This is a genomic window from Paenibacillus sp. FSL H8-0537, assembly GCF_038051995.1.
Lineage (GTDB): Bacteria > Bacillota > Bacilli > Paenibacillales > Paenibacillaceae > Pristimantibacillus.
Genome location: NZ_CP150290.1, coordinates 4,374,483 through 4,394,671 on the forward strand (window position 1 = coordinate 4,374,483; position 20,189 = coordinate 4,394,671).

The 20,189-nt window shown below is 45.3% G+C and carries 16 protein-coding genes, 1 tRNA gene and 1 pseudogene; 7 read left to right on the plus strand and 11 right to left on the minus strand.

All coding sequences use genetic code 11. From position 1 onward, the window contains the following. Positions 1 to 180 precede the first annotated feature (180 nt). The 5 genes and pseudogenes from MHB80_RS18405 to MHB80_RS18425 form a co-directional block, all read right to left on the minus strand. Positions 181 to 861: pseudogene (locus tag MHB80_RS18405) on the minus strand (IS3 family transposase); the annotation flags it as partial. 313 nt (positions 862 to 1,174) lie between these two features. After that, complete coding sequence (locus MHB80_RS18410) at positions 1,175 to 2,710, minus strand: nitrilase-related carbon-nitrogen hydrolase (protein WP_341278338.1); 1,536 nt, start codon at positions 2,708 to 2,710, stop codon at positions 1,175 to 1,177. An 88-nt stretch (positions 2,711 to 2,798) separates the two neighbouring features. Next, positions 2,799 to 3,695, minus strand: a complete 897-nt coding sequence (locus tag MHB80_RS18415) for a helix-turn-helix domain-containing protein (RefSeq protein WP_341278339.1) — start codon at positions 3,693 to 3,695, stop codon at positions 2,799 to 2,801. Positions 3,696 to 4,395: 700 nt separating this feature from the next. Continuing rightward, a tRNA-Ala gene (locus tag MHB80_RS18420) sits at positions 4,396 to 4,469 on the minus strand. A gap of 32 nt (positions 4,470 to 4,501) precedes the next feature. Beyond that, complete coding sequence (locus MHB80_RS18425) at positions 4,502 to 5,692, minus strand: MFS transporter (protein WP_341278340.1); 1,191 nt, start codon at positions 5,690 to 5,692, stop codon at positions 4,502 to 4,504. A gap of 126 nt (positions 5,693 to 5,818) precedes the next feature. On the opposite strand from MHB80_RS18425, the gene MHB80_RS18430 reads away from it, so the two are divergent. Beyond that, the gene (locus tag MHB80_RS18430) at positions 5,819 to 6,709 is read left to right on the plus strand and encodes a LysR family transcriptional regulator (protein WP_341278341.1); all 891 of its coding nucleotides are present in this window, start codon (positions 5,819 to 5,821) and stop codon (positions 6,707 to 6,709) included. Positions 6,710 to 6,841: 132 nt separating this feature from the next. Here MHB80_RS18430 and MHB80_RS18435 read toward each other — a convergent pair whose 3' ends face one another. After that, a complete protein-coding gene (locus MHB80_RS18435) occupies positions 6,842 to 7,222 on the minus strand; it encodes a hypothetical protein (RefSeq protein ID WP_341278342.1) in 381 nt (126 codons plus the stop codon). Between the two features lie 425 nt (positions 7,223 to 7,647). On the opposite strand from MHB80_RS18435, the gene MHB80_RS18440 reads away from it, so the two are divergent. From MHB80_RS18440 to MHB80_RS18465, 6 genes are all read left to right on the plus strand, one after another. Next, positions 7,648 to 8,265: a TetR/AcrR family transcriptional regulator gene (locus tag MHB80_RS18440; protein ID WP_341278343.1), complete on the plus strand. Its 618-nt coding sequence runs from the start codon at positions 7,648 to 7,650 to the stop codon at positions 8,263 to 8,265. A 47-nt stretch (positions 8,266 to 8,312) separates the two neighbouring features. Then, a complete protein-coding gene (locus MHB80_RS18445; RefSeq protein WP_341278344.1) occupies positions 8,313 to 10,667 on the plus strand; it encodes an MMPL family transporter in 2,355 nt (784 codons plus the stop codon). A 405-nt stretch (positions 10,668 to 11,072) separates the two neighbouring features. Continuing rightward, the gene (locus tag MHB80_RS18450; protein ID WP_341278345.1) at positions 11,073 to 11,306 is read left to right on the plus strand and encodes a hypothetical protein; all 234 of its coding nucleotides are present in this window, start codon (positions 11,073 to 11,075) and stop codon (positions 11,304 to 11,306) included. A 2-nt stretch (positions 11,307 to 11,308) separates the two neighbouring features. Continuing rightward, positions 11,309 to 12,682 carry a helix-turn-helix transcriptional regulator gene (locus MHB80_RS18455; RefSeq protein WP_341278346.1) on the plus strand — a complete coding sequence of 458 codons (1,374 nt, stop codon included), beginning with the start codon at positions 11,309 to 11,311 and terminating at the stop codon, positions 12,680 to 12,682. 177 nt (positions 12,683 to 12,859) lie between these two features. Then, positions 12,860 to 13,639 (plus strand): stalk domain-containing protein, encoded by a 780-nt coding sequence (locus MHB80_RS18460; RefSeq protein WP_341278347.1) that lies wholly within the window; start codon positions 12,860 to 12,862, stop codon positions 13,637 to 13,639. 302 nt (positions 13,640 to 13,941) lie between these two features. Continuing rightward, a complete protein-coding gene (locus tag MHB80_RS18465) occupies positions 13,942 to 15,426 on the plus strand; it encodes an Lsa family ABC-F type ribosomal protection protein (RefSeq protein WP_341278348.1) in 1,485 nt (494 codons plus the stop codon). A 127-nt stretch (positions 15,427 to 15,553) separates the two neighbouring features. Here the strand turns inward: MHB80_RS18465 and MHB80_RS18470 are convergent, their stop codons facing one another. The 5 genes from MHB80_RS18470 to MHB80_RS18490 all read right to left on the minus strand — a co-directional run bounded on the left by MHB80_RS18470 (position 15,554) and on the right by MHB80_RS18490 (position 20,061). Further along, complete coding sequence (locus MHB80_RS18470; RefSeq protein ID WP_341278349.1) at positions 15,554 to 16,087, minus strand: MarR family winged helix-turn-helix transcriptional regulator; 534 nt, start codon at positions 16,085 to 16,087, stop codon at positions 15,554 to 15,556. Between the two features lie 32 nt (positions 16,088 to 16,119). Then, on the minus strand, positions 16,120 to 16,929 hold the full coding sequence (locus tag MHB80_RS18475; protein WP_341278350.1) for a lysophospholipase: 810 nt from the start codon (positions 16,927 to 16,929) through the stop codon (positions 16,120 to 16,122). A gap of 298 nt (positions 16,930 to 17,227) precedes the next feature. Next, positions 17,228 to 17,950, minus strand: a complete 723-nt coding sequence (locus MHB80_RS18480) for a metallophosphoesterase (protein WP_341278351.1) — start codon at positions 17,948 to 17,950, stop codon at positions 17,228 to 17,230. A 210-nt stretch (positions 17,951 to 18,160) separates the two neighbouring features. After that, positions 18,161 to 19,519 carry an FAD-binding oxidoreductase gene (locus tag MHB80_RS18485; RefSeq protein WP_341278352.1) on the minus strand — a complete coding sequence of 453 codons (1,359 nt, stop codon included), beginning with the start codon at positions 19,517 to 19,519 and terminating at the stop codon, positions 18,161 to 18,163. Positions 19,520 to 19,656: 137 nt separating this feature from the next. Then, positions 19,657 to 20,061, minus strand: coding sequence for a hypothetical protein (locus tag MHB80_RS18490; RefSeq protein ID WP_341278353.1), 405 nt, complete (start codon positions 20,059 to 20,061; stop codon positions 19,657 to 19,659). Positions 20,062 to 20,189 lie beyond the last annotated feature (128 nt).

Genomic DNA, 20,189 nt, shown 5'->3' on the forward strand with positions numbered 1-20,189 from the left:
CCATTTATACTAACACTATTTTCTCTAGATGACCCCTTAGCTGCCAGTGATGCTCTCTGCCGCCATAGTTGGTTTCACTACCCAGAACAACCATTAAAGCTCTAGCTGAGATCCGTTACGATCTCCTCATGTAATTTCTTTATTTCTTCAGAATCCTTAAATTGGATTGTCCACAGTAAATCAGACAACTTTTTTAAGGGCTTCTTGGCGATACTGAACAGGCGTCATATAGCCTAAGGTTCCATGGATGCGATGCTTGTTGAACCAGTTGACGTAATCATATAGTTCGAGTTCCAAGTGACGAAGGCTCTCGAGGTTCATCTGGTTCACAAACTCTGTTTTCATAATCTTATAGGTGGCTTCAGCCACCGCGTTGTCGTATGGACAGCCTTTCATACTTAGCGATCGACCGATTTCAAACGTCTCCAGAAGCTCGTCCATCTTTTGATTTTTGAACTCACTGCCACGGTCGGTATGAAACCATTGAATCTGATGTAGATCACCCTTAACGGTCGCGAAGGCACGGGTAATCAGAGCAGTGTCCTCACTCGGGCCTGAACTATGACCAATGATTTCTCGATTAAACAGATCCACCAGCACACAACTGTAATGCCATCGGTTCTGGACTTTCACATACGTCAAATCACTGACGACGAAGCGTTTGGCTTCCGTTTGCTCAAACACCCGCTTTAAAACATTCGCCGTCGTTGCTTCGTTACATGCCGTTTTATGAGGCTTATATTGTGCCACCGTGTAGGTGGAAACGAGCCCTTGCTTTTTCATGATGTCTCCAATGCGAGTTCTGGAGACGATCAGCCCACGCTCATGGAGCTTCACTTTGATCTTGCGTGTGCCGTAGCTTTTCGATTCTTGTGAAAGATATCCACAATAGCTTCGGTGACATCGTCTTCAGTGGCTCGTTCTTATTCCTCCACAAGGGCTGCTCTGGATTTCCCATTTTCATAGCGTCCCACCATTTGTTTTTTGAACTCTGCTGTAAAGGTACATCGTTGTTGTTTTGGCATTGTAGAGATTCGCTCCTTAACATGATAGGTTTATTCTACAAGCCCTTATTTTTTCTGTCCAACTTAGTGTAGCCGATCCAACGCTTCTGCACTAAAGTGCAGGGGATCGTTGTTCTCTCGTTAAGCTCAGTATCGCTACCCAAACATATCTATGTTGTTCGTGCTTTACGCATTTTGCTGTTGATTGTTACTGCTACGGTAATAGTAAGAATCAGTAGAGCTGCAGCTCCGCTCAGTAAAGGTAATAGATCGCCGATGATCTTGTATACGGTATGTTTCCGATCTGATAGAGGAAGCTCCGCCTTGAAGACAATGCCGTGATCGCTATCCAAATCGTTCATTTCTGAGACCTTCCGACCCTTCGCATCGTATACCGCACTCATTCCGGCATGTGTGACGCGCAGAACCGGCATCTGATTTTCAATCGCTCGAAAAGCGCTGATTTCCGTGTGATAAGGTGTAATCGACTCCCAATCGCTGGATGGAATAATGAATATATCAGGATTGTGTAATCCGGCTTCGCGAATTCGGTGTGGGAAATCCGCATCGAAGCAGATCGCTACCGCAATTTTCCCAATGGCAGTCTCGACAACTGGCACTGCCTCTTCGCCTTTATGGAAGTAGCGCTCCTCCCCGGGTACTAAAGAAAATTTAGAGTATTCCGCTTTTATCATGCCATCTGCATCAATAATAACCACTTGGTTATCCATCTTCGCTCCATCCGGTGCGTTTATTCTCACATATCCTACAACCAAAACCGCTCCGTGCGCTGCCGAAAGTGACTGCAAACGTCTCAGAAATGCCTGTTCCTCTTGTTCCAACACAATCGAAGCTCCCTCCGACCAACTGATCAAGCTGCTACCACGGTCGAGCTCCTGCTCAGTACGCAGGAATAAGCCTTCATTTATACGGTTTATCTGTTCGACTAATGCGGAATGTTCCGCTAGTTGATCATAAAACCCTTTCTTTTCCCATTGGTCGAATAAATGTTGTATTGTGTCATCCCATATGATCCGATCCGGTGTAATACCTGTCACCTTGATCGTTTTTGCCTGATTCTGTCCCGATTCCAGCACAACGCCTCCTCCAACAAATAGTAATAATACTGTTACTGTACTGATCAATAGCCGTTTATGTTGTCCAACACCCTCGCGAAATCCGGATTGAAACGTATATGCCAGCAGCGAGGCGAACAAATACTGGATAAATACGATCCCCCATATACCAAACACAGATGCCAACATCGCAAGGGGTCTTATCGCCAATTGACTATATGCGGTAGAATTGAATGTCCCGAACACGTTCCCATAGCTTACAAAATACTCAAATGATGTCATCAACAACGGAAAAAATAACAAAGCTGCTGCATGTCTGGTTTGGGTGACCACCCATTTATTTAACAACAGCAACACAATCAACATAACGGTAGAAATCAACACCGTGATTGAATCAACTACGAGACCGCCAGGAATGACGCTTCGATTGGAAATGATCATCACGACACTAACGAACGCAAGCGCGATCGGGACTGAATGTTTCACCCTCTCTCTATACATATAGATCAGCAGTAAAGCTGGCGCTAACCAAGCCGTCAACACATAGAGATTCGAAGTAATTGGCACCAAATAGAATAAACAGACAGCAGCTATTAACCAGACATTCGAATTAAACCGCACATCATTCACTTCCTTTCATTCTTGCCCTTACTGTAGCAAAGAATTGCAGGTCACGTTTGACGTTTATTGCTCTCATTTACAACATATATCGAAAGGGCTACTGAACCGAAAGGTAAATTTCCACCTCCGCATCGTCTGAGTAAGGAGATTGAAATGTGGGTGCATACTTCTCAAGCAGAAGCTCGCCTGTCAGTTTCGCATTTGAAGCAGGAATGCGGTATTGGTATAAAAAATGGTAGGTTGAGAGAATGTTGTCCTTATTCGTTTGAAACAACTTGCCCCGATGTACAAACTTCATCATGTTCAGCCCGTTTAATTCGATTCGCTTCATTCCGGCCGGGATACTCCCCCACTCCTTCACTTCGACCGCAACCATCTCCTTAAAATAAGCTGTTTCGCCGATGTAAGTAATATCGTAGCACAGACGGAATACGGTATCCGATTTCCGGTTAGGAATTCCTTCAGTTTGCTGAATGAACGATTCGATAGACGGAAAGATTGTGCTCACATTCTCGTCGCACGACAGTCGTTCAATGCCGACGAGCTGTAAATTCTCAATCTTTTCACGATGGTCTGTTACGACCACATGACCATGTTTTGCTTTAATATCCAACCAGATCGATTCTAAATCGATTCTCGAAGACAGCTTCTCCAACCGGTGATTCTTGCCTGCATACTTTGAACGATATTTTGCGGGAGGAATCTGATACATTTTTTTAAAATTGCGGCTAAAAACCTCCTGTGAGCCAAAACCGTACTTAACCGCAATATCCAAAATTCTGCCGCTATCTTTTCTTAATTCAGCAGCAGCCCAAATCAACTTCCTTTTGCGTATGTAATCGTATACCGTTATACCGACCACTGCTGTAAAGAGACGATAGAAATGGAACTTCGAGATATGGGTCATTCCAATCAGCCGATCAATGTCGACTTGTTCCTCGATTTGGTCTTCCACTGAATCAACAAAACGCTGAATCGCCTGCAGATAATCCATCGCTATCCCCCTCTTCAACGAAAATATCCGCTTCAAAATCACTTATATTGATCATAGAATACTGAGCAGAAATCGGCAATATAACAACCAAACTCATCGTTATTATCGATATACTATTCCAAGGATGAAGTAGAAAAGTACCCTATACACAGAAAACCTTGATTATAGGCTGATGAGCCGTACTCGTCGAGAACTTTTGGCAGAAGATTCAGACGCCTTGGATTTCATCTCCTAGGCATTCCACTATGTAAAAGTAGGGTAAGACGGGGAATTAATTCCCCCGGACTCCCCCTCAAACCGTGCATGCGTATTTCCCGTACACAGCTTTCCTACGTCAGTTCCTCATCTTCATGAGTGAGTCGTCTTCACCCGTCACCGGGCTGCATAGCATTGGATGTCCGAATCCTGATTATATGGCTGACGAAGCCGACTCGATGAGGACTTTTAGCGGTAGATTCAGACGACGTGCTCATGCGTTTGATGTTGTTCCTCGTAGCGTCTCAACCACTACCTCCGCGCGGACTGAACCCCGGGGTATTAAAATTCCGAATGAATGGTCAACGATGTGTTTCAATGAAGCAATTCGCAGCGGTAAATTTCGATGCCGTGCTCCTCCGCATTCGCTTCGTGCGCGCGGTCTGCCCCCTTGGCAATCCATAAAAAAACGCCATCACGTAATGTGATAGCGTTCCTTTTTGTACGGAGCCTAGGGGGAACCTCAACCCTGACCTCATCGCTGCCAGCGATGCGCTCTCCCAGTTTAGTTAAGGCCCCTTGATGAATGTTTATGCTGGTACTCAGTACCTTTATATACTTACCTCCCCCTCACTTTTCCTCCCCGTAATCACCACCTGCACCCCAATCATCACCACAATAACAGCAAGCATCGCAACAAGCGCAGCCATAAAGCTTCCACTACTATCATAAATCGCCCCAATTAATAATGGTCCCATTGCACCAATGATGTAGCCGCCACACTGAGACATCGCCGACCATGCCCCTGCTTCCTCCGGCGTGTCCGTCTCGACAATCGGCAGCATAAGTGCTAGTGGAAATAACCCTCCCGCCCCAATGCCTAGCAATATTACAGCTGGCAGCATTGGCAGTTGGAAAAGCAGCATAACAATCCCGATTAGCTCAGACACACTGCAAAGGATCAGGTAAAATCTCCGTTTCCCTGACCTAGCAACAAGGAAGGGAATCGTCAACGATACAGGAATTTGAATAATCGTAAAAACGGTAAGGAGCATAGCCGCGCTTGCTGCGCTGTAACCGAAGTTAAGAGCAATCGGTGAAATCCACGCCGTAACCGAATAAAACACACTGGCCATTAATCCAAAAAACAAGGTCAACAGAACCGCTTTTTTATTGCGAATTGGCAGCCTTGAAGGAAGCTTCGAACTAGATCGCACTAAGCTTTCTTTGCTCCTCTTGTCCCCATTACTCCCCCTGTTCCCAAGAAAAACCGACCAAACGATTAAAGCAATCACTCCGAAAACAGCCCAGCATGACAAAGTCAGCGTTAAGCTATGATTACTTCGATTGTATAATGGTATTGCAAAAGCAGAGGCAATGGCTGCCCCTACGGTCATCGAGGCGGAATAAACACTGACAATTCCGGGCTTGGTGGGGAAGTACTTTTTAATAAACCCAGACAGCAGCGGTCCTGCCAAGCTAATCCCGATACCGCCAACTAACGCAGTTACAATCAGTATAAAAACGGAGCTAACGATCCCCCGCAAAGCGGTAGCCCCTGTAATGAGAAATAATGCAAAGAAAATAGTTCGCTCAAGCCCTATTCGATCACGCAATGCGGTTGCCGCTGGAGCAAAAATCCCCATGCATAATACAGGCAAGGTCGTCAGCAGACTTGCGGTTAGCCCACTCATTGCCAGATCATTTTGAATCGTACGAAGCAATGGAGCAACCGATGTAATAATCGGTCTTAAATTTAAAGCTGCAATAAATATAGCTAACAATAAAAAATATTTTTTCATAGCTGCTGCCTCTCTCTTTTTAGCTTTGTAACTCTTCATCAAGTATATGGTGTCACAATCCATTGATCAATCCTATAATTTATATTATTATGATAGTAAAATACTATCATTTAAAGGAGCCGCTGCATGGACAATCGAAATATACAATACTTTATGGCCGTATTTGAGCTGCTTCATTTTACGAAGGCTGCCGAAAGGCTTGGCATCTCACAGCCTACTTTAAGCCAGCAAATTCGCATCCTTGAAGCCGAGCTCGGCACGCCGCTTTTTGACCGCATCGGTAAAAAGGTTGTGGCAACGGAAGCCGGCAAGCTCCTCTGGCATTATGGAGTGAAGATGCTGCAAGCAGAACGGGATGCCAAAAATGCGATAAAGGAGCTTCTATCTGGAGAAGGCGGCAACGTCCGTCTGGCCGTGCTGCCCTCGGATTTGGATTTTCAGCTTGTCCCGCTGTTCGTTGCATTTAAAGCGAAATATCCTCAGATCCAGCTGCAGGTTTTCTCCACTATACATGTGCAAGAAGAAGTGCTTAACCATAAAGTCGATATCGGCATTGGCTTGCAGGGCCCACCAGATAAAAGATTAGTCCAAGTTCCGCTTGGCTCGGAGCCCTATCATCTCTTCGTTCATGCAGCAAGCGAACTCGCTAAACGAAAGGAAATTACCCTGCGGGAGCTGGAGCAGCATGCATTAGTTATGTACCCGAAAGGCTTTCTCGGTCGTGATTTAGTTGATGAGGTTTGCATCAAAGAGGGATTTGAATTAGCTACCGTTATGGAAACGAGTTCGGCTCATTCGCTGCTGCAATTAGTTTCTGCTGGGATAGGCGCTACTATTCAGCCGAAGGGCTTGCTTCGTCAATTTCCAGAACGTCTGGACATTGTAGCTATCCCTTTTACAGGGCCTACGCCTGTGCGTCATATGGAGCTGATGTATTGTACAGACCGATTTATTAGCCGCTCGCATCAACAATTAACGGATGGGCTGATTGATTTTTTTACTGGGAAAAATAGCTAGAGCGACTATGCCTTCAGGCAGCGGCAGTGATGCAAAAAAAAGACAGCTATGCACAAGGGTTGTCCCTTGTTCTAGCTGCCTTAAATGAACCGGTTACGGTGCGGCACATCACGACTATTCCATATACAGCATCTAGCTTAAGAAAGGCAATTGGCCTTGCAAATAGGACGATAGCATATGCTTAATAACCGGATCTTCGCCCCCGTCCTGCTTTAAAGCCATACAGATCAAACGAATATCATCGCTTATATACCCGGCCAAATCATGGTTCTCTGTCAAGCGGAATGCTTGCTTAAATGCTTGTTCACGCCCCGCACGTATTTGTTCGCTCTCTTCCACATCAGTACCATCAGCGTCGAGCTCCCATCGCTTTGAAGCCGTAATCCATTCTTCATCATTCGCATCACGCTTATCTAAATATTGGTCAGCATCCAGTTCAGAAAATGTTTGTTCTGTAAGCAGGCTCCCTGCCTCCAAGCTCTCTAGCAAATTGTCCAATTGTGATTGACTCACCAAATTCCGCCTCCTAATTAAAGTTCTTTCAAACGCTCATATGAGATTGCGACAGCATAAAATAACGGCAAAACGAGTATTAGCTTAACTATAGTAACGCAATTAAAAATCGATTTAGAATAAACCTTTTCGTAATACATATTACCTACTTAATATATATTAACCTAATTACTATATTCAAATAAACAAGCCTAAGGACCTGCTCAATACCTTGGCAGGCAGCGAGTATACGATTATCTGTCAACATTTATAAAATTTGAAATAGTTGCTTTCAATAGAAAATCACGTTCAATTCTCTCAGTAACGTTCACAATTTCGAAAAACTTGCCCATTGTGCATCTTTGCATTTTGGGCAATAATATTCATAGGAGTTGTACAAGTTAAACTTTTCCCATTTATAAAAATTTACAAAGGAGGTATCGTCATTGATTGTTAAACAAACCTTGCGTGACAGGAAAAAAGAAGCCACAGCCGCTGCCCTAGCCGAAGCCGCATTCGAGCTCGCGCTTGAAAAAGGTTTGGACGGCTTCGTAGTCGACGACGTCGTGCAGCAGGCCGGATATTCCAGACGAACGTTCGCCAACTATTTCTCCTGTAAAGAAGAAGCCGTTGCTGCAGTCGCTGTCCCCATAACGAGTATAGAGGAATATGAGAAATTACTTGCGGGCTTGCCACAAACAGCAACACCGGTTGATGTGCTGTACAGCCTGATGCAGATGCAGTTTACTGCTGAGTTTCTGCTTAAAATACGCAAATTCATCTCCCTTTCCAAGCAGTACCCCACACTTGAACCGTATATCCTAGGTGTATTCCGCCGTTTGCAAATGGCAGCTCAGGAAGCATTGGAACCATTCGCCCGCGGACGTTATAAAGACGGGTATACCCATCTTCTAGTCGGCGCCGTTTATGGAGCGTTTGTGCCAATACTTGACGGCAGTCTGAACGTCCAGCTTCCGGGTGAGACAGAAGCTGAACCGACAGCTGCGATCCCATTCGATCAATATTTGAATGAGATGTTCGAGTATTTGCGAAAGGGCTTCTAGCCGCTTTTGACCACCAATCATCATGATATAAAGGAGATTAACATCACATGTCAACATTTTTGTACAAATTAGGGAAATCCGCTTACGACAAGCCCTGGCAGTTCCTCATCAGCTGGATCGCTATTCTTGGAGTCGTAATCGCTATGCTCGCAGTCAATGGCATTCATTCCACCTCTGAAATGAAAATTGCCGGTACAGAATCGCAGAAGGTACTCGATCAACTAACGAAAGAGCTTCCCGAAGCTTCTGGCGGACAAGCCAGCATAGCCTTTACCGTTCCAGAAGGAGAACGTTTAGATACACCGGAACGGTTAGCTTTAATCCAGAAGGCTGTTAATGACGTTTATAATGTAGACTATGTCATTAATCCTGCCAAATTGGCTGCGGAAGCTGGCCTTTCGGCTGCTGACAGCAGCCAAATGGGCGCTGCGGCAGGACAAGCAAATCAAGGAACACAAACGAACCAGACAAGCACCGCTGAAATACCTCCTTATGGCCCGTTGATAGTAGATGGCGTTCCTGTAATTGGCGTCATGCTCTCATCTGACGGTAGTCTCGCCCTGTTCCAGTTCCAATTCACCGAGCAGCAGGCGTCACTGCCCAAATCCGTACCAGATGCTGTAATCAACGCCGTTACTGCCGTCGAGCAGAATAATTCCGGCATTACAGCTATACCTAGCGATTCGCTTAAGAGCACGCCGGCCATCGGTTCGACAGAGGCAATCGGTCTTCTCGTTGCAGCCGTTGTACTCATTATTACACTTGGCTCTGTTGTTGCTGCGGGTCTGCCGCTGCTTACCGCTATTTTTGGCGTTGCGATCAGTATTGGAGGCGCATTTGCCCTCTCGAAATTTATCCCGATCAATGACATTACGCCTATTTTGGCGATCATGATTGGACTTGCTGTCGGCATCGACTATTCCCTATTTATTGTAAATCGTCAGCGCCGCATGATTTTAGATCAGGGACTAAGTGCGCGTGAAGCTGCGAGCAGAGCGGTTGGTACAGCTGGCAGCGCCGTATTTTTTGCAGGCTTAACCGTTATTATTGCTTTGTTCGGCATGCTCGTCATTGGCATTGAGTTCTTGTCTACGATGGCAATGGTCGCTGGTGTGACGGTTTTCGTCACTGTGCTGCTCGCCCTGACTCTGCTGCCTGCCCTGCTTGGTTTCGTAGGTGAACGTATCTGCTCGCCTAAAGTCCGCATGAAAAACAGCAGCTCTGTCCATAAAACTCAGAATGGCTTCTCCATTCGCTGGGTTAAGGGAACGGTGAAATATCGCTGGTTGATTATTATCGGAGTGATTATCGTTCTAGGTACGGCAGCAATTCCGGTTACGAAAATGGAGCTCGGGATTCCCTCTGGCGCTTCGGCAAACCTGGATACATCTGCTAGGCAAAGTTATGACGCGATTTCCAAAGGGTTCGGAGAAGGCTTCAACGGTCCCCTGCTTCTGGTGGGCGAGCCGCAAAACGCCTCCGATACATTCACTCCTGAAAAACTCGGCAAGCTCGTTCAGGAGCTGCAAAAGCATGACAACGTTTCACTCGTCACACTGATGGGTGTGAACAAAACGGGCAATATGGCGATTATTAGCCTGATTCCTAAAACAGGACCAACGGACTTAGCAACGAAGGATCTAGTAAACGATCTGCGTGCCCCAGAATCAAGCATTGCGCAAAATACGGATGTTAAGCTGGGCGTTACTGGATTCACCGCGATTAATATTGATATGTCGTCTAAGTTGTCAGAGGCGTTCCCTCTGTATGTCGGCATTATCGTCATTCTGTCCATTATTATTCTGCTCTTGGTGTTTCGCTCGATCATCGTTCCAATTAAAGCGACGGTCGGTTTTATTCTCAGCATACTTGCAACGTTCGGCCTTACCACGGCGGTTTACCAGTGGGGATGGATGCATTCGCTCTTCGGCTTTGACACAGGCGGCCCGCTGCTCAGCTTTATGCCAATCCTTGTTACCGGAATTCTTTACGGACTGGCGATGGATTATCAGGTCTTCCTAGTCAGCTCTATGCGTGAGTCTTACGTGCATGGCCATAGAGGAACCGACAGTGTCGTACACGGCTATGATCAAGCAAGCCGCATTGTTCTTGCCGCTGCTGTCATTATGGTATCCGTCTTTGCCGGATTCATTTTCGCACCTGATGCCATGATCAAACAGATCGGCTTCGCGCTGGCTATTGGCATCCTTATCGATGCATTCATTGTCCGTATGACGCTGGTTCCAGCCGTCATGGCTGTCTTCGGAGATAAAGCTTGGTGGCTGCCAAAATGGCTAGACCGTTTGCTGCCGAACCTCGATGTCGAGGGCGATAAGCTGATTACCGCGCTGAATGCTCAGGGCAGCATCGACAGCAAAAAGAAGGCGAACAAGCCCGCTTAATGAGTGATATTTTCGTGCAAGCTGTATCGAGATTTTGATCAAAAATGGGGCGGGAAGCTTTCTCACTCCTTTTCGCCCATGCAGACTGAGCCGCGGGGTTCGCACCCACGGCATTTCAGCACTAACACAAATGAACCACGTCCATAGGATGTGGTTCATTTGCGCTAGTGCTGGAAGCGTCTATCCTTTAGTTAAATGACCTGCCACAAAAAAATGGTTATCCTCTGCGGTAATACGAGCCATAATGAAATCCTTTTTCTTAGCTTAATCCTTTGCATATTCCCCCCTCTTTCGGCTTGCCATGGTAAAATTAAGATTGCATATAAACGAATCATACTTACATGTTTCATATTAATCCTAGTATCCAAAGGGCTGCATTTTGTTAGGACAAAGGGGTAGTTTGAAATGATTGAGGATCATACAGATCAAATAGAGCAAGTCACTTTAGGAGATCGAATCAAGCGGATGGAAAGCCGTTTCTTCGTTGGCCGCGAGCAGGAGAAGAGCTTGTTCATCAGCTTTGCTAGGAAAGACCAGCATCATGAACGAATGCCTGCAAAGCCTACGCCGAAATCTATCATATCCACAATGACTCCATGCTTCGCAAGCGGTATGCCTTCACACAAGGCCATCCCTTAACGATGTCGTTATCGATCGGCTTATCACTGGAGGAGCTGCCGCCTGAAGAGCGCTTCACCAAGCAGGATGACCTATTTCGGGAAATCGCTTATCGGTGGCTGCGTGAAGTGCCCGACGAATCGCTGCAAGCATTAGTGGAGGCTGCATCACTCGTGCGGAGCTTTGATCAGGAGCTGCTGGAGTGGATGCTTGGCTCTGCCATTGAAAGCTCACTTTTTCGCAAGCTGATTGATTTATCCTTCATTCGTCCCAGCCACGGCGGATATTATATACATGCTTTGCTGGGCAAGGCTTTATCGAGGGAAATTCGTTCCCGTACGCCAAAGCGATATTCGAGGTTATGGCAGCGAAGCATCGCTTATTATCATCGGGAGATCATGAACAACTTCTCCGAGCTTGACTTGACCGAAACCATCGCCAGCTTAATGTACGGATTGGGCGACTCCATCCTGCTCTCTACTTTCTTCGAGGAGGCTCCGTATGAGGGGTACGAATACGAGACGGTGTCTGAGGGCAATCTTCGGCTTGTCGAGGATTATATTGAGGATGTGCTGAAAACCGAGGCTAATTATGTCCGCAGCTATTATGACCTGCAATCGGGCGAAGCGCATTCTATGGAAATTTCCGCGGAGCATGACCGAGTGGCCTTCAGCCATCTGGAGCCCGCCAAGCTGATTACACTTGGGACAGATGTCATTCGAATGATCAAAAATCAAGATGGGCTAACCATTGGGCTTGCCGTATTTATTCCCATTCATCGCGATTCCCTGGATTATTTGCAAGCGCTACCGGTATCCAGACATTATTTTGCAACGCTTAATGAACAACAATTAAAGCCGTATCACAGTGCTCCTGATCAACCGGCAGGCTGGTACATTTATCACATCGATTTAAGAAAAGACAGCGGTATTCCTTCCCGAACAGCATTAATGCATCTGCTGCTCTCCCTGCTCATGAAGCAAGGAATCATTTTATTTTCAAGCCCGCTTCCCTATCATCAAGAAATTACGAAACGGATGGGCTTTCATCAGGTGGAGGGTGCCACTCATTTTGACTTCGGTCCGCAGCTTCCGTCCCCCACGTTTCTTCTGGATTTGCGAGGAGAAAAACAAAGGAAGTATTTCGACCAATTGCTTCAACAAGTAGGAGTCTCTTCCGCTCCATCACTGCCCGAGGGAATCTTCGGCTTCACGAGTAAAGAGCGTGAGGTTGCGCTTCTCGTCATATCGACCAAGTCCATCGCGGAAATCTTCGAGAGCTTACGCGTCACCCAAGTAACGGTGAAGAAGCATTTAGGTAGAATATACAAGAAAGCGGAAGTGCGTGGCAAAACGCAGCTGCTCAAAAAACTGATGGAAGCGGTACACGGCCGCTAGGTACTTTAAACGTACATAAAAGCTTTTTCAGCGATGAAAAGCGCAGCGGTACAAAATTTATTACAAACGTGGGAGCGATTGCTGATCTCAAATATTTCAGTGTACCCTCAAAAAAGCTTTATGCCCTCCGAATAGTTGTAGCTGTTGCATACACTACATACTCACGGAGGTAAAAAAATGAAAAAATCAGTAATTTTGGCTGGTGTAGTCTCACTTAGCCTAATGGCAACCACTGCATTTGCCGCACCTGGAAATCAAGGCAAAAACGAAGCAACTATTAAAGTCGAAGCAAAAGGTACTACTGTGAGCGATTCCGTTTACGGCAACGGAAAGAACAATGGCTCGAAAGGTCTTCAAAATGCGTATGGAAACGTCAAAGATACACCCGCGGGCGATCGAATTGCCGAGCTGCTTAAAACAAAATATAACATTGATGTGAATGCTGATACTAGTTTAGGTACACTGGTCACTACATTGGAGCAGGATGGAGAACTAAAAGCTGCAGAAGAAGTGCAAGCCGAGGTTGTCTCGCAGGACCCTACCAATATTGAAGAATATAAGAAGCTTAGTAAAATAAAAATAAAGCTCGGCAACAAAAGTGTAAAGGTTTATGTAAATGGCAAAACGCTAGGTACTGACGTATCTCCCATTGTTGAGAGCGGACGCACGTTTGTTCCGTTTCGCGCAATCTCCGAGTCGCTGGACGCCGTAGTTACTTATGATAATGTTTCGAAAACGGTGACCGTTACGCGTGATGGTATCGTGGTCAAACTGACGCTAGGCAGTAAAATCGCTACGATTAATGGGAAAGCCGTTACACTTGAAGTTGCTGGTAAGGTTAAAAACAACAAAGTTTTTGTACCACTACGCTTTCTTAGCGAAGCACTGAACACCAATGTAACATGGGATAAAGAAACCTCCAGTGCAATTATCATTGATAACAAAACGGAAGCATGATTATCTAACACTTTGGCTACGCATAACTCCTTTGTAGGGTTGCAGCCAAACAAAGGATATGTTAAAATTCACTAAACTGTGCGATAGGAGCTGAAGAGGATAATGTAGACTTTCTTGCTGAACGTTTGAAGAATAAAACATCGTGTTTTGTTCTTTGCGTGCAAGAAAGTTACTTATTCTTTTCACTCAAATATATAGGCTTATTTGGCCCATGCTGGGCTGAATTTGCTGTATTTTTTGAGCTACAAGAAGGGTAACTTTCTTGTAGCTCTTTTTATTTTTTTCAAAAGGGGGAATTTGTCATGTCCTTAATTAAAGTGACGAACCTTACATTTGCCTATGAAGGCAGCTACGACAATATCTTTGATCAGGTCAGCTTTCAAATCGATACCGACTGGAAACTGGGCTTTACGGGAAGGAATGGCCGGGGGAAAACGACGTTTCTTAATCTGCTGCTCGGCAACTATGAATACAATGGCACCATTTCTGCCGATGTCAGCTTTGAATATTTTCCATTCCCTATCAAAAATAAGGAAAACAATACGCTGGATATCATCGACCATATATGTCCGGACTATCAGCATTGGGAGCTTCTGCGCGAACTTTCCCTGCTGAAGGTGTCGGAGGATGTTTTATACAGGCCCTTCGATACTTTATCGAACGGGGAGCAAACGAAAGTGCAGCTTGCTGCCTTGTTTCTAAAGGAAAACAGCTTTCTGCTCATCGATGAGCCGACGAACCATCTGGACATCCATGCCAGGAAGCTGGTCAGCGATTATTTGAAAGCCAAGAGCGGGTTTATTCTCGTATCCCATGATCGGGCATTTCTTGACAACTGCGTCGATCATATTCTGACGATCAACAAGGCTGGTATCGAAATTCAGAAAGGCAGCTTTTCCGATTGGTGGGAAAATAAACAACGGCAGGACCACTTCGAAATGGCCGAGAACGAAAAACTGCGCAAGGACGTCAAGCGGCTGAACGAAGCGGCAAAACGAACGAGCAGCTGGTCACATGAAGTAGAGAAAACGAAAAATGGCACCCGAAATTCCGGTTCCAAGGTAGACAAAGGGTACATCGGTCACAAGGCCGCGAAAATGATGAAGCGATCCAAGTCGCTCGAGCATAGACAGCAGTCGGCTATCGACGAAAGATCCCAGCTTCTGAAAAATGTCGAAAGCTCCGATAGCCTCAAAATTTCGCAATTGGCTTATCACAAGTCCCAGCTGATTGAGCTGGATCACGTCTTGATTCAGTATGGCGAGAAGCCGGTTTGCCGCGACGTCAGCTTCACGATCGAGCAAGGGGATCGCATTGCTCTTTCCGGCCCGAATGGCTCTGGAAAATCAAGTATCCTCAAGCTGATTTATGGCGAGGAAATTCCCTTCTCTGGAACGTTCCGCAAAGGAAGCCAGCTGAAAATTTCCTATGTATCGCAGGACACCGCGCATTTGCGAGGCCATTTGTCAGCTTATGCCGAAAGCCATGGAATCGACGAAAGCTTGTTCAAAGCGATTTTAAGGAAGCTGGATTTTTCTCGTATTCAATTCGAAAAGGACATAGCCTCCTTCAGCGGCGGCCAGAAAAAGAAGGTGCTGATCGCTAAAAGCCTTTGCGAGCCCGCCCATCTGCATATTTGGGATGAGCCGCTCAATTTTATCGATGTCATCTCCCGGATGCAAATCGAAGAGCTGCTGCTGGAGCATGCGCCAACGATACTTTTTGTAGAGCATGACAGCGAGTTTTGCAAGCATGTGGCGACGAAGGTCGTGGAATTGAAAGGCTAGCTTTTCAGATGACTCAGGCTCCCATAAATATAAAAAAGGAATTTCCCTTCAAGCCATTTCACAGCCTGAGGGGAAATTCCATTTAAATAGGGGATGAGTAACTCAACTTTCACAGGTAGTAGCGAATTTACTCATTTATATCATCCGTTACTGCATCCATTTTTATTAGCTTGCGCGGCACTTGTTCTTTTTCACCATACCATAGCAGCACATCAGCAAATAAATCTAAAATACGAATGAAGTTATCCTTGTCCGCCTCTGATACTTTGTCAGCATACTGAAAAATATCATCAAAGCAAATTTGGCGGACAAATTCCGTGTATTTTGCATACACCTTGCGCCCTTCGGCAGAAGGCTTTACATATATATCTTTGCGATTGCCGCTTAAATGATATTTCTCCAATAGGCCTTTTTCCTCTAAATTTTTAACGTTTTTGGAAAAAGTGCTGCGACTAACGCCAAGTCGTGCTGCCATTTCCGACATTTTCTCATCTTTGTCCTCCGCTTCCAGAATATATTCCAGCGTCTGAATTTGCGAGGCAGAGAACATCACATCTGTTCCATAGCTGCGCTGCAGCTTATAGGTGTTTGAGTAAGCATTCCCGTACTTAATGATTTTCTCAATAAGTGCTCGATGGTTGCCCATCCATTCTAATTTCATTGGCGATCCCTTTCATCTTGCATGTACAAAAATCAGATTCGTTGTTCCATCCAAGAAACGGCTTCTTCAATGACCTCGTCGCGACTTGGTTCGTTAAATATTTCATGCATGAGATGCGCATAAATTTTCAACGTTTTATCAGTAGAAGCAATATCTCCGTAAAAATCACGAGAATCCTGTTCGCTTACGAGCCCGTCATTCGCTCCGTGCAGCACTAAAACCGGATCAACAAATGTCTTCGCATGTTGTTTCAGCCACTCTATTCCATACCCTAGGCAATTGAATAGATCTACAGAAATTTGCTTTTCTACTAGCGGATCATTCGCGTAAGCGGATACAACCTCTGGATCACTGCATACTCCGCTGCCAAGCTCATTTGGAAAATACGTGCCCAAAGGAAGCGCTAGCGGCAGTTCTCCGGCAACCTTCGTATGATAACGCGTAAGCGCTCCAGATAAAACAATCCCTTTTACTTTGCCTGGGTATTTGGTTCCAAAAGAAGAGGAAGCAAAGCCTCCCATACTATGTCCGATTACAAAAAGAGGGGTATCGCCGCTCTCTTGCAATGCCGCCTCAACAATGACATTTACATCGTCAATCATTTGATGAAAATCGTTGTAGAAGGTGCGCGGACCTTCTGACCTGGCATGGCCACGATGGTCAAAACGATATACATTAAAACCACGCTTGTTTAATTTTTCCGTCAAATAATCGTAGCGTCCAGCATGTTCGCATAAACCATGAACGATTACAACTGCGGCCTTTGCATCACTGACCACATTTTTACTGAAATAAAGCTTTGTACCGTCAAAGGAGGCGATCGTTGTTTCAATCATGCTCATAATAATTCCCATTCCTTTCGCTACGCTCAAGCACAAAACAGATTGAAATCCACCAGCCCCGAGCGTTTTTTAGTGTGCTTATTGTGTGATTGCCTAGAAAATTATATTCTTTAAAAATAATATTGTTTCTTGTAGAAACAATATTATCACCATCACAACTTTTTGTCCACGCAAAATTTAAGCGCTTTCAAAAAGAAAAACGGCCGTCATATGATAAGTGACGATCGTCATAAATGTCGTTCATGCTTTACCCGACCCACCACTCACAATCCGCCCGCGATCAAGCACATGGATAACATCAGCATTTTGAAGCGTTTACGTAAAACCCGCTTACTTTGCCATGGACCAGCTCTAGGCAATTGAGTTGTCCTCCAAAGGAACAACCACCGTCAATACCTATTTTGTCTCCGCCAAGCCAGATCTCACAGGAACCGTGAATATCCTTTGTAATCGTATGACCAAAGACAACAACCTTTTCCATACGGGTTTTGTTCCTGTAAAACTCCTCCTTGATGTACAGCAAGTCATGAACATTCTGCTCAGATAATTGGGATACTAAAGGATTTAAACCTGCATGCACATAGATGTAATCGTTATCTTCGTAAAAGAAAGGAAGGTTTTTCAAAAAGTCCATGTGAGAAGAAAGCTCCCCCATAATCACATCTCGTACTTCCTTCAAATGATCTAAACTATTGCTTTTGGTAGTCTTACAGTAACTATGTAAAGTTTCGCTGCCGCCATGCTCAAAAAATTTAATTATTTCTTGTTCACTCGCCCGATTCTCTATCACCCTAACAAAACGATGGTCATGGTTGCCTTGCAATGCAATTGCCCCCTGCTCTTGGACTAAATGCATGACTAAGTCAACGACCTCTTTGCTTTCCGGCCCTCTACTGACATAATCCCCCAGAAGAATCAGTCTATCTTGTACTGAACGATATTCGACTTTTTCCAAGAGTTCTATAAACTCGCGGTAACAGCCGTGAATATCGCTAATTACCAATGTTCGTTCCATATTCATAAGTTTTCTCCCTAGTATATTATCCCTGTATAGGATAACACGCAAAACCTTCCTTAAAAACATCACTAACTATAGTATTCACTTTGAAAATTCTATGTAGCACATATATTGGGTCTCCTTCGTTGCGTGCATACCTACATGCCTATATGCCTACAACGAAGGAGTTTTTAATGTTAGCAAAATCACTAAGCTAGCTACCTGGAAAAATGGTTACTTTGTCGTTGCTCTGCGAGCCGGAGTAATACTTTGGGGATTTCTAAACACATTTTGAGGGTCATATTTCGCTTTTATTCTCCGCAGCCTAGGATAGTTCGCTCCATAGTATACCGGTCCGGAATTTTTAATTCCTTGGTCTGGAACGTTTATATAGGACCCTACGATAAAGGGCTGCAGCTTCCGGCGTGTTTTGCGAACAATGGCGATATTTTTAACGGCTTCAGATTTCTTGAGCCAAGAGCTGTTCCACTCCACATAAAATTTCGCTTTACGCCAGTAAAATGCCGTTGATCGAGGAGCTTTACGGCTTACGGCCCCACCCCAGTTGAGGAAAAAGAATCCCGCGAACTCTCCTTCTACCTTTTCTAAAAAATTGCGCATGGACTTTATCGCCTGATTGGGGAACGGCTTCCTTCCGAAACCGGAGGAGAATTGATTGCTGTATCTTTGAGTAAGCACCGGATCGGGAGGCAATAGAAATTTCACCGCTTCCGTGTACGGCAGCAACCGGATTATTGTGCTCGTAGGCGTTCCGACGCTCGTAACGGGCCTTAATAGGCGGATCGCCTCCGTTTTTGATCCGAGGAACAGCCCTTCCATGGATACATTGCCGCCCTTTTTCGGACCGATGGATAATTCGCTGCCTAGCCTGTTATTGACGAAAGGCGCCCATTTTTGCCAGGCTTTGAGTACCGCTTCGAATTGATTCCAGGGCCAAGTGATGCGATATACGGTAGCCTCGGCTGGAGCGCGATGTACTTTAAATTTGTATTTGGTATATACGCCAAAGTTGCCGCCGCCACCCCCACGGGAGGCCCATAGCAGATCAGAGTTGCACTTTTTGTTGGCACGAATCACCCTTCCCTTCGCATCAACCATTTCGACTTCAAGAAGATTATCGCTGATGAGGCCAATCGACCGTTGGAGCGGCCCGATTCCCCCACCGAGTGTGATACCGCCGATCCCTACAGTAGGACTGTCACCAAAAGGAGCTATAAAACCTTTCCGTGCAAGCGTGTTTGCAATTCTTCCCACTCTATTGCCCGTCTCGACAACAGCCGTTCCGCATCTTTTATTTAATTTGATTTTTTTCATATTACTTACATCGATGACAATTCCGCCATTGACCTGTGAAAGATTGACTTCGAGAGAATGTCTTCCACTTCTCGGTCGAATCGGCACCTTATGCTCACGGGCCCATTTTATAGCATTAGCTACATCTCGCGTTCTTTGGGCAAAAACAAACACTTTAGGGAATTTGTCCGTATGGGGGTCCCAATTTTTACGTGCTGCTTCATAACCTGGATCGCCTTTGAAAATAACTCGCCCAGTAAGCTTCGTTTTTGATTTCAATAATCGCAACTCCCTTTGAGCAGATGATGACACGGCAACTCAACATAAGGCACCGTATATCGTATGAAGGACATTCGTGTAGGGAATGGGCTAATGTACGGAAATAAATTTTATCGAAAATCGACCTAGAATCCCCCCTATCTAGACTGGAAATACAATCGGTAACGGCATACTAGATTCGTTATATTTACCAGCGATAATACAGCAAGCCATATGATCAGAGATGACATGGTGGTCCATAATCCTAACCAAGGCAGCACACGTCCAGCAACAATAAATGAAGCTAGCTGGGGCAGGAATAGAAAAATCAAGACCGGCAGCAGTCTCCCGACCGATGAAATAATCAATCTCCCAGCTGTTATTCTCTTCTTGCTCCTATTGATTCGGAAGATCGCATAGCCTCCCCAAAGGACCGTTCCAACTACCAGCAGCATCATAACCGTCTCCATATTTCTGTTGTTAAAGACAGGAGTTTCAGCTTTCTCTTCCGTCAGCAGTTTCCGAAGATCAGCTTCATCATCTATTATTAGTATTTTTTTCATAGGTTTTCACTACTTCCTCATTTCAAATCATCTAAATTCAGCATAGCAAAAAACGCTTGGAATCCCAAGCGTGGTGAATCTATTTATTGATCTACAGACTAAAAAAGCACCTAGCAGGCTATCCAGCA